The sequence below is a fragment of the Aliibacillus thermotolerans genome (assembly GCF_027853235.1).
In the GTDB taxonomy this organism is placed as follows: Bacteria; Bacillota; Bacilli; order Bacillales; family Marinococcaceae; genus Aliibacillus; species Aliibacillus thermotolerans.
Window position 1 is genome coordinate 1 of sequence record NZ_WKJG01000055.1, and the last position, 11412, is coordinate 11412.

Here is an 11412-nt window from a genome sequence, read left to right on the forward strand (position 1 = left end):
CCAGTTATCAAAGAACGTCATAGGTTGATTTTATCAAAATGTCGGACAATTGAACAGGCAAAGCCTGTCCTTGTCCGAAGCCAATTCATCTCCCACTTTCACTGGTGCTAAAAGCATCTTCACGTTTCTTGGCTGTAAAGTTAAAAATATTCCTCGTTCACAAGGTGGGTCGGTGTTTCACCATGAAGGGCTTGCACGATATGCTCTGCCGCCATAATGGCCATTTTCATTCTTGTCGCCTTACTTGCACTTCCGATGTGAGGAAGTGTCACAACGTTTGGTAGTGTCAAGAGCGGATGATTTCGGTCTACTGGTTCTTTTTCGAAAACGTCTAAGCCAGCCGCCCAGATTTCTCCATTGACAAGGGCATTGTACAAAGCTGTTTCATTCACAATCCCACCCCTTGCACTATTAATGAGGATGGTATTCTTTTTCATCAGCGCTAATTCTTCTTCATCAATGAGGTAATGAGTTTCTTGCGTGTAAGGAGTGAGTAATACGACAAAGTCAGATTCTTTTAAGAGCGCTTCTTTTTCTTTGTACGTAACCCCAAGTTCCGCTTCAGCATCTTTTTTGCGATTATGATTGTGATATAAAATATTCATATTAAACCCTTTCGCCCGTCTTGCCACCGCTTCTCCGATTCGACCCAGTCCGATAATTCCTAACGTTGCTCCGTAAACGTCTTGTCCTGTCAGTTGCATCGGACTCCACGTTTTCCATTTGTTCTCGCGCAAGTAGTCGGAAGCTTCAACAATTCGTCTTGCCGTTGCCATTAAAAGAGCAAAGGTGAGATCTGCCGTCGTTTCCGTAAGCACACCCGGAGTGTTTGTTACCATAATTTTCCGCTTGCTCGCTGCTTCTACATCAATATTGTTATAGCCTACTGCCATGTTGCTAATAATTTTTAAATTTTTCGCTTTCTTTAAAAGACCTTCATTAATTTCTTCGGTTAACAAACAGTAAAGTCCGTCGACTTCTTGAATTTCTTCTTCCAACACGCTCCTCGGAACAGGTGTCTCTTCCTTCTCCCACATGCGCACATGGAAACGAGATGTTAACATTTGCAATGCTTCGTCTGGAATTTTTCTTGTCACGTATACCGTATGTTTCACTGTTCCCCTCCTTTTATAAACCATCATACGAAAAATTTTTCTCGATCAAAGTCTTGAACGTTTCAAAGCATGTTTTCACTTTAAAAGTTGCCTCGAACCTTGTAAGACGTTGATTGACGTGGAACTCTTCTTTCAATTGAGGTCTTGCACAATCTTAGGATTGTTTCACATAATAGATGACACTGCATTATCGTCTTGAATTTACGAAGAAGTCGGTCTTTACCTTTCAATTCTTTTTTCTACTCTCCCGATCTGATGAAAAAAGGGCTGCCCCTACAAGAACAGACTTCCCATACGCCTTTATGAATCAAGTTACACTAAATCTTTCGTTGTATCTTTCACTCGCTTCACCTTGAAAACAGTACTTTTCGGTATATTTGGATTATGATGGACGATATAAGCTCTAGAGAAACGATATAAATATTCTTCCTCGTGAGATTTCGGCGTTAGGATAATCATTTTGCGCTTGAGTTCTTGTTCATATAGCTCAAAAACTTTATCCTTTCGTCCCTCATCCAGTGCGCTATCAAACTCATCGAGTACAATGTAGCCGGGTGATGTTTCGATTGTCTGTAATAACGCAAGGGCAAATAATAAGGAACTAAGTGATTCTTCCCCACCGGAAACACCTTTTCCGACTTTTCCGCCACGGGCTTTTTCGTTGACGTCTTCTAATTTTCCACGGTGCCCTTCCTTCCGTGCTTTAATAAACATACGGTAGCGACTTTGTCCGTTCCGATCCGAATACATTTCCCATTCGATTTTTCCTTCAAAACCGAAATGAGACATATAGTTAACAAACTTCTGATTGACAATAATAATTTTTGTGTTTATCGTGTTTTCTAATTCCTCTTTCGATCTTTCCATCCGTTCCAAATACTCTTCCAACAATAGTTTTGACTTTTTCACTTCATTCTCAGACCGTTCAAATTCCTCTTTCAATTTTTCATAATTCTCAGGTGCCGCTTCATCAATACCAGTTAAATCTCTCGCAACTTCATATTCTGCCTTACCTCGTTCATACAATTGGTCGGCCTGAGCTTTTGTCAGTTGCGGTTCCTCCGACTTCTCTTTCATTTCCTCTTGTTTAAGACCAAAGTCTTTTCCTTCTTCTAAAAGTTGATAGAGTTCCCTATTCGTGCGAGAATACTCTTCCTCATTGGCAAACCGCTCGTCAGCCCTCTGCTTTATTTGCCGCTCCATTTGATCGATTTCTCTAAGTCGATTTGCAACTTCTTCTTCCAGCTTGTTCAACTCTCGCATGAATCTTTTTTCTTTCCGTTTTTGCTCATCAAATTGAAACGAAGTCTGATTCAACAAACGATCTTTTTCTTCATATGATTCCTGAAGTTTTTGCAACAAACTTTCCAGTCTCTGAACTTCCTCAATTTTTTCTTTTTCTTTGCGAAAACGCTCAAAAACTTCAAGATGTGTCCTAGCTGTTTCCAGTTTCTGTTTCCAATCCGCCCATAATTTGCTCTGTTCATTCAATGACTCATCCAGCTGCTGAAGTTCCGTTTCAATCCGAGAGATATCCTCTTGGATTTTATCATGCTGAGTTTTTCGCCATTCTCTTTCATTTTCTTCAGTGAAAAATGCTTCGGCTTCTTTCAGAGACTCTCGTCTGCGAAAGAGCACTTGATTTCTTTTTTCAAGATGCTGAATTTGTTGCAACAGCTCGTCCTGTTCTTTCTCAATTAGCTCTAATTCTTTCTCTATCTTCTTCTGTCGCAATCGGAGAACTTTGTCACTTAAAATAATTCTTTGCTCCTCTTGAGGTCCTCGAACACCTTTTTTATCCATGAGTTGTCCATGAATAATTTTCGGGTTCTCCTCCTTAAAAAAAGAATCGACCCACCATAAAGCTTTTAATGCAAGAGGATAAAGTCTTTCTTCCATTTGCCCTTTTACTTGCAGATGTTTATCTGGTAGATGCATAATTGTTTTCTCCGGAACGATATCAGGTAAAGCGACGTGATACAAATCATTCGGCGCTTGAAAATTTTTCTTATTTACAAATAATGTATATTTAATCGTTTCAAACAGCTTTTCATCTCGTTCTCTCGCATTTTCATCTAATTCGAGAAGTTCACGCAAAGGATACACTTCAATATTTTGTTTTTTAAAATAACGGATCGAAGCTTCTTGTCGCGGACTGTACACTTTATTATTTTTTAAATAAGAAAGTTCTTTTTCCATCTCTGCTTTCTTTTCATTGTGATCTCGTAGTCTATCCTTTTTCAGTACAAGCTCCTCATCATTTACTTCCATTTCCTGTTGAACATCAATACTACTTCCATACTCGGCAACCATTTCCCGATATTTTTTCTCTTTTCCCTCATCCAGTTCGATTTGTACAGATAGTATCGCTCTTTTATCAATCAAATCATGATGGGAATTCCGTAAATCCTTTTGTTTTTCGTTCATTTCCTGAATCGTAGCTGCTGTTTTATTGTAATTCTTTTCCGCTTCCGTCAATTTTGCTTTCACTTCTGCTTCCGACAAACCAATCCGTTCCACTTGTTTTGAGATTTCAGCAATTTCTTTAGCAATTGCATCTTTTCTCAATTTCTCTTGTTTTATTTCTTCGCCTAGTTCTGTCAGTTCGGAACTTAACGCTTCTTCTTTATCTTCAAGTTCTTGAAGTCGGATTCTAAATCGTCTGAGCTCTTCTTTTTTATCCTCCACAGAAACGACAAGTTCATGTTTTAAATCGGTCTTTTCTTCCTTATCCGCCTTCAACTCTTCTATTTGACCTTTCAAAGAATCAATCTGTTCCAAATAATAATCTTTCAGCCATACTAATGCGCGGTAGTATTTTCTGAATCCTTCTTCTCGGCGACGATTCCGATCAAGATACTTATCAAGGGCATTCTTACTTGCGTTTAAATTTAATTTATTAACCTTCTGTACACTCTCAGCTTCTGCCAAACTCTGTTCCGTCTCTTTCACAAGTTCTTTACTTTCTTCCCAGTTTTTCTGAATTCGATCAATCCCGTTCATCTCACTGAATATCCGAAATCTTTCTTCTGCGGACATGATAGCGAATTGATTCACCTCTTTTTGGTACCAGATCAAATAAAAGGCATCCGGATCGACAGCATATTTATAAAGGACTTGGTTTTTATATTCGGTCAAATTCAACTGACCGCCGCTCGTAAATTTCGTTTTCCGCTCCCAATCATCCATCTGATCGCCTTCTTCAATATAAAATTCTTTTTTCATCGGCTCCCCTGGATTTTGTTCAATCTCCAAGCGGAATTGTACGAATTCGGGCGCATCCACTTTCACTTTCCCAGCATTTTTAAAAAGGAGTTCTATTGTTGCCCGCCACACTTGGTCTTGTGGCATGTTGTTTGATTTTAATCCTTCGATATCTACTTTGCCTGAACCGAGCACCGCACCCATACAAAAAGTGATCGTCGATTTTCCCGCGCCATTCGGTCCGGAAATGAGGACATGATCTTTTTCTCCCGATAAATCCATGACAATCGTTTCATAATCTCGAATTCCTCTAAATCTAAGCCTCCAAGGAATCATCCGACACACCACCGTTCAAGTTGTAACGTTTGAAGAAGCGCAAAACATCTTCCATATGTAACTGATTTGATTGACTAAATTCCGCATATCTTCGCAAAAACGAATCCGAAAACAAATGTGCGCCAATTGCCGTCAGTTGATACGCTTCTTCATCGGAATTCGTATCAAAGATTTCAATGGCACCGATTTTTTTCAACGGGTCCAAGTTCGCTTGAATTTTTCGCGTCACTTTCAAAGATTCGTGGCCAAAACTTTTAATTAACTGGGAAAACAACGTATATTCATTTTGTAACACTTCCTGATGGTAAAAAATGAACATTAAAATGGCAAGGCTTTCTTTGCTCAATACGTTCCGCGCTTGTTTGGCAGACACCCGCATTAATGCGACCACTTGATCTCTTCGCTCATCGTAAATGACTTTGAAATATCGGCTGATAGCCTGATTCAATCGTTTTAGAAATGAAAAAAATGCCTCATCGTTATTGATGCCGAGGATTTTTTCCACTTCTTTTCTGGAAAGTCCGAAATTTGCCGCCCGAATCGTTGCGGAAGAAGAAAACAAAATTTGCATGAAAGCGAGTTCTTCTTCTTTTGATAAAAAGCCCTGAAGTGATTGCATGGCGTTTAAAGGATTCGTATTCAAAAATTCATTTTCCTCGTTTACGGATTCCATAGGTTCCTTGTTTTTCATCGGTCCATCTCCAATCTCGTTTTTCCATATTTGTGTTGATTTTCCGGTTTGCCGATTCATCGATGTCCGCCTTTTTATTAGCGACAAGCGCTGAAACTCCTAATAAACTGTTTAACATATCACTCCACTTGTCCGACCCGACCTCGATTACTAGTTCATCAAGACCCGCTTCTATTTTTTCGTCCAAATAATTTTCAATTTCTTCCGTCCGTATCATATGCTTTGTCATTTGCCATTTCGAGTCTCCCATAATTTCGTCCAGTTGTTCTTCCATAATTTCGTCAATATCTTGAAAAATCAGTTCTTCGTGTTCTTCAATTTCACCGGTGACAGGTTCGTAATTTTCAATATAATCAATTCCCTCAGCAATGGCTGCCGGAGATAATGGTGAAGCGAATTTGACTGGTGCCCACATGCCATCTAGTTCTTCATCTTCATACTGACCCTGTTCCATAAAACTAAGAATCTGATGTGCATTCGGAATATCTGAACCGAGCGGTGGATCAAAACTTTGCACGATAAAATTTCTGAGTAAATCCGGCTGAATCATCTCAATGAAATCAGTTTCTTGGAGGTGTGTGAACTTAAGGATTTTGTTGATAGTGCCGATACTGATCTTCGTTCCTTCACTGATCGCTGTGATCCCTCGCTGTCTAAGGGAGGCAAAGACAAGCTCCTGATCAAATGTTTCAAACTTCGCAATCCGTTCCTTCATTTTCGCTTCTAGTTCCTTCATTAAATGATGGATGACTTCCACCTGGGATAGGGCATTCCGATCCGCTAAATATTCCAGTTCCCTTTCACGAAGGAGTAAAATCGCTTCCTCAACATTTTTGATCATGCTTGCTAGTTTGTTTCCACCGGAAATTCCTTTATCATCATAAGCTTCACTAATTTCCGCATCTCTTTTCGCTTGAAACAGCGTCCTTGCGACATCATCATTCATGTAATACGCCAATGAATCATTTGCCAAACGAATCAAAACATCCATAAGCCTTTTTCCAAGATCCCGCATTTTCATTCTTTTCGTTGTTTTCGTAATCCAGTTGTACTTCCCCAAAACATAAATTAAATGTTTCATATATTCCATACTCATTTCATCATCATACCCGTACGTATGGCGATAACGATAAAACAGTGTTTCTTCATCTTCAATCGGTTCTGAAATTCCTAGCGCTTCTTGATTAATGAGATGAAGTACACGCATAAACCGTAACACGTTTTTCGGAGCTTCAAATGGTTGCTGATCACTTAAATCTTCCAAAACACCGGCAAGGGCGGCGATGTCGCGCAACGATTGGAAAAGCTCGGGTTTTTCTTCTTCCACATCAAAGATTGAAATTAAAGACTGAGCCATTTTTTCCACCGATCAATTCCTCCAATCTGTTCTTCCTGTTCTGTCGCACGGAGTTCCAATGCCCGTTCAAATGCATTACGGAACGCTTCCAGACTTGTTACTACTTCCAACGGTGGAACTACCCATTTTGCTGTAACTTCATATCCTTTAATCAGTTCCGCAAGATGACTACCGATAACAAGTCCCGCTTCATCCACATCTGTCCAAATAATCACTTGTTCTACATCCATGAAAAGTTGCTTCATCAAACGTCTATGACTTGAGCGAAGTTGTCCATCTATCCCTAACACAAGACTATTTGTTTCTTTTAAAAAATCCGTTTCAAAAGCCATTCTTGTCAAGATCCCTCTATTTTCAACGAGCCATAAAACTTTCGCTTCCGTGTGGAAATTCTCCGTAAATGCCGCCAAATCCGTCGTCGCATGAATCGGACCATAATCATAGGAAACAGTAGCACTTTCCATTTTTCCTACGAAATAAATCGGAGTAATTGTCCCTAAACTGCTCAGCCCAAGGATGTGTAACGGAGAATCCAGCACTTCTTCAGCCACTTCAATAAATTCCGACTTATGGGCATCGAAAGCTTTGGAACCGCCAATTTTTCGATAATATCTCGCTCCGATTTCTTTCCAATCGAAGTGATGTTCTGTCATGGAGATTTGATAAAATGCAGCTAAAAAATGTAAGAATAGAAGTCTTTTGTGGAACTGCCATTGCGGTATGATAGGTTTGAAGTCTTTCGTACATGCAACGTCATCCAACAATTCTTTCAATCGATGGAGAGCTTCTGTCCGTTTGGGGTCTTGTGGAATCAAAGTATCTTTTATTTCATTCCATGCCGTTACCCATTGAAGAAAGGACTCAGCCTGTTCTCTTTCTTGTTCTTTCTTTAACTCTTGTTTATACCGACATAAATGTAATCCCATCCGATACTGCTCTTTTTTCACAGTAAGTCCGTCTTTTTCAAAGCGAAATTCTCGGATAACGAAACCGTTTCTTATCCATTCGTAAGTTTCATCCGTTATTTCCAGTTGCTTCTTTGCTTTTGGACTGGTAAATAATTTGAGTAAGTAATCGTCCGGCGATATGTTATTCTCAAGGCCTACTGTTAACAAGGCTACTCTACGCCGCGTTCTAACCGTCCTTCGAATGACAGGAATGTGAACCATTCCGTTATCCTTTTGTATTTCCTGTAAATTCAGTTCTTCATTTTTCAACAAAATCTTTTCTTGCAAATAACGTATTAAATCTTGTTGGAGCAAGGGGATCTTCTCCTTCGGTCATCCATTGATATGTATTTCAACATCATTAAAAAAATAAATTTAACATAATTGTAGCATGTTAACTAATCATTTTCTTTGGGGAACTGTTAGCATTCATTTCATTCTGTCCACCGCAATCTTAAACAATTGTAATCGCTTCTTTCTTCCCTTGCTTGTCCACTTCAATCTGTGTTATAAAAATGTGAACGAAAGAATTTGCCTCACAGCTCAACATTTGCGTATAAATTCGGTGATCCAAAGACTTCAGTGAATGTAAGGGGGGGCTTTCTTCATGTTGCGAAAATATCGTCACTGGAAACGAAAGCGGGCGATCAATAAAGTAAAACCCGGCGACGGTCATCCGCTGAAGGACTACCGCTCTTGGCAAATTTTCACCCGTTCGCTGTTTTACATACGGCTGCCCGAAGAAAATGGCACGAACAGTGTCTATGCAGTAAATGTACATTACTTTGACGAGGACGAAATCGCCGATATGTACCGGAATGGAAAACACGTTGCGAAAACCAAACTTCCGGGCGTTTTTCCTGTTCCCGGAGGAGTTATTGAAGTGGAAACTACGACGTACGGGCTTAAACGGATGCATTATGTTACCGATGATGGCGAAGAAATGCTGTCGCCGCACCCGAATTCACTGGAAGGTCTCCGGTTGAGATTAGACGACCGCTTCCCCCGTGCCAGCAAGATTGTCAAAAATACTGCCATTATCGTGCTCTTGATATCTCTCATCCTTGGACTTCCGCAACTTGTAGCACTCGTTTCTCAAATTCCATTTATCGCTGAAAAATTCGGGACGTTCGAGTCACCGATTGTATTACCGAACTGGCTGAATATTATCCTTCCCGTTGCCGCAGGATTAGCTGCATTAGAAAGAGCAATTACGTTAAGATATCATTGGTTGATTGATATGGATACGTGGTGGGAAGATTAGTTATACGCTACGATTAGCTATTCTAATGTACAGCAACGTTTTTTCAAGAGAAACTATGATGTATTACATCCAATAAAATGAAGGAGATTATAATGACAAAAAAGCTAATTGTCGAAGATCACATATTTATTTCTTCTACCCCATCAAAAGTATGGGAAGTACTTGTGAATCCGAAATTTGTGGCACAATGGGATGAACTTCCAGAAGATTTTCCTCATGAAAATATGTCGGTGGGAAGTAAAGTAGTTTGGGAACACCCAAATGGAGGAGAAACTGTAACAAAAGTAATTAAAGCGATTGAAGAGAAAGAAATTACAAATAGCATTATTCTCTTCCAACTGGGACGTCATTCCCAATGAAGGAGACGTTGCATATGTGTATAAGCTTGAAGAAAAAGATGGTGGAACTTTACTAACGACTCTTTTGAAAGAATAGGGAATTCGATACTCAATAGCTACACCGGAATCATTGGGAATTTCGGGATCAGAAAGTACTCGATACATATATTGCATTGAATTGTCCCATGAACGTACTTCAGATTCATTTACTTTACCAATCTTTTGGTTAAAATTTTCAATAATATTATTTGTCAGTTCGTCTTGAAACACGTCTTCTAGAAATTTTTGTTTAGTTGCTTCGTAAACAAGCAAAGATATCCTCTCCTATTTTCCTAAGTACCCCAATTATACTACTAATTACCCATTTTGATAATTGAATACTTTTAACACTTATGAATTTTTCTAATCTACATCATAGTGTGCGCACCACTATCAAAAAAAGAGACAGGATATTTTCTCCCATCTCTCACTTGTTATAATTCCTCTGTTTATTTCTCTTAACTATAATCCTTTCTCACAATCGTCCATCCGGTGAAACCGAAGAGCAAATTGATGATTGGAACGAGAAAAACGAAAAATGCATAAGGCAAATACTCCCATGGATGTAGTTCAAAAATACTTGCGGCAAATACTGCAGGAACGCTCCACGGAATGAGATTGATTCCAACTGTCCCGATCGACTCTGTTGCTCTTGATAGATTTTTCGTATCGATATTCATATTTTTATATTTTTTAATAAAAGTTCTTCCGGGTAAAATGTTCGACAAATATTGTTCTCCACTTGCAAGTGCGACGACCAATGTGCTTAAAATGGTAGAGCTGATAAGTGAGGCAGTGGTCTTTACTTTTTCCATCATTTTCCTCGTTAACGCTTCAAATGCTCCTGTTTCTTCTAAAATGCCACCAAATGCCGTTGCGATTGTGAGAATGACGATGGTCCCTAGCATGGAAGTGAGTCCGCCTCGGTTTAATAAAGAATCAATCGCTTCTACTCCTGTATCAATGGCAAATCCATCAGTCAAAAATTGAACGATCGCACCGACAGATGTTCCTTGTACAATCACTGCAAGCACTGCTCCTGCTACACTTATTACGATCAATGCTGGCAATGCTGCAACGTTCCTTAAGATTAACACAATCACGAAAATCGGAAGTAATAACAACAATGGATGAATGACGAAAGCTTCTTTTAAACCTGTCATCATTATATTCATCGCTTCCTCATCAAAACCTGCACTTGTAATTTCTGAATATCCGATGATCCAATATATCATTATCGATAAGACGAAGGCAGGTATTGTATCCCAAAGCATATGTCTCACATGGGTAAATAAATCTATCTCTACCACAGCGGCAGCGATGTTCGTCGTATCTGATAACGGTGAAAGTTTATCTCCAAAAAAAGCCCCGGTAATAACGGCACCGGCTACAATTGCTGGAGAAAATCCTAATCCATCACCAATAGCCATAAAAGCAATTCCAACGGTCGCAATCGATGTGAAGGATGTTCCTAATGTCACTGAAATGATACCCGTCACAAGCGGAACAACCGGTAAAAACCAAGCGGGATCGATGATTAACATTCCGTAATAAATCATCGTCGGAATCGTACCATTGGCAATCCAGGATCCAATCACCACACCGATCGTTAGTAAAATGAAAATGGCCGGTAATACTCTACTTACTCCGTTTACCATCATTTGTTGCACTTCCATCCAACTCCAGCCACAGCTTATGGCGACAATGGCTGCCAAAATGACACCAACAATAAGCGGCACAATCATCCCGGCATCCCAAAGGAAAATGGAACAAAGTGCAGTGATAATCAAACCTAATAAAGGAATGAGTGCTTTCCAAAAAGATGGACGGTTCTTCATGTTGTCGTTCCCCCACGATGATATCTAGCTTTAGCATTTTAAAGCTTTTATCCGTTTATGTAACAAACATCTCTTAATATAAATCATAGAAACGTAATGGGTCAAATAAAAATTGAGACAAGATTTCACTTGCCTCATATCACTTCTCAACTACCTGAGTCAATTTCATAATTGCTCTTTTTAAAAATACACAGATATACAGAATTTCTAAATTGTATTTTTAAAAACAGAAATCATGAAGCATTTTGTTGATTCAATTGTGCATTAATACGATCTGCTGCGA

General features: G+C 39.4%; 8 protein-coding genes and 1 pseudogene. 2 read left to right on the forward strand and 7 right to left on the reverse strand.

The window, feature by feature from the left end; all coding sequences use genetic code 11:
- Nucleotides 1–140: 140 nt before the first annotated feature.
- The 5 genes from GJS40_RS09570 to GJS40_RS09590 all read right to left on the reverse strand — a co-directional run bounded on the left by GJS40_RS09570 (nt 141) and on the right by GJS40_RS09590 (nt 7965).
- Nucleotides 141–1115 (reverse strand): 2-hydroxyacid dehydrogenase, encoded by a 975-nt coding sequence (locus tag GJS40_RS09570; protein WP_270897657.1) that lies wholly within the window; start codon nt 1113–1115, stop codon nt 141–143.
- Between the two features lie 312 nt (nt 1116–1427).
- The gene (locus GJS40_RS09575; protein ID WP_270897658.1) at nt 1428–4655 is read right to left on the reverse strand and encodes a coiled-coil domain-containing protein; all 3228 of its coding nucleotides are present in this window, start codon (nt 4653–4655) and stop codon (nt 1428–1430) included.
- Nucleotides 4636–5346: a hypothetical protein gene (locus tag GJS40_RS09580; RefSeq protein ID WP_377902100.1), complete on the reverse strand. Its 711-nt coding sequence runs from the start codon at nt 5344–5346 to the stop codon at nt 4636–4638. Before GJS40_RS09580 ends, GJS40_RS09575 begins: the two co-directional genes overlap by 20 nt.
- Nucleotides 5303–6712 carry a hypothetical protein gene (locus tag GJS40_RS09585; RefSeq protein ID WP_377902099.1) on the reverse strand — a complete coding sequence of 470 codons (1410 nt, stop codon included), beginning with the start codon at nt 6710–6712 and terminating at the stop codon, nt 5303–5305. Before GJS40_RS09585 ends, GJS40_RS09580 begins: the two co-directional genes overlap by 44 nt.
- Entirely contained in the window at nt 6688–7965 is a 1278-nt protein-coding gene (locus GJS40_RS09590) for a toprim domain-containing protein (protein ID WP_270897659.1), read from the reverse strand. The genes GJS40_RS09585 and GJS40_RS09590 overlap by 25 nt, the downstream gene beginning before the upstream one ends.
- 292 nt (nt 7966–8257) lie before the next feature.
- On the opposite strand from GJS40_RS09590, the gene GJS40_RS09595 reads away from it, so the two are divergent.
- Nucleotides 8258–8914 carry a hypothetical protein gene (locus GJS40_RS09595; protein WP_270897660.1) on the forward strand — a complete coding sequence of 219 codons (657 nt, stop codon included), beginning with the start codon at nt 8258–8260 and terminating at the stop codon, nt 8912–8914.
- A gap of 92 nt (nt 8915–9006) precedes the next feature.
- Nucleotides 9007–9273, forward strand: a complete 267-nt coding sequence (locus GJS40_RS09600) for an SRPBCC family protein (protein ID WP_270897664.1) — start codon at nt 9007–9009, stop codon at nt 9271–9273.
- Nucleotides 9274–9330: 57 nt separating this feature from the next.
- Here the strand turns inward: GJS40_RS09600 and GJS40_RS09605 are convergent.
- Nucleotides 9331–9564: pseudogene (locus tag GJS40_RS09605) on the reverse strand (ATP-binding protein); the annotation flags it as partial.
- A gap of 185 nt (nt 9565–9749) precedes the next feature.
- Entirely contained in the window at nt 9750–11129 is a 1380-nt protein-coding gene (gene nhaC / locus GJS40_RS09610; RefSeq protein ID WP_270897661.1) for a Na+/H+ antiporter NhaC, read from the reverse strand.
- Nucleotides 11130–11412: the final 283 nt, after the last annotated feature.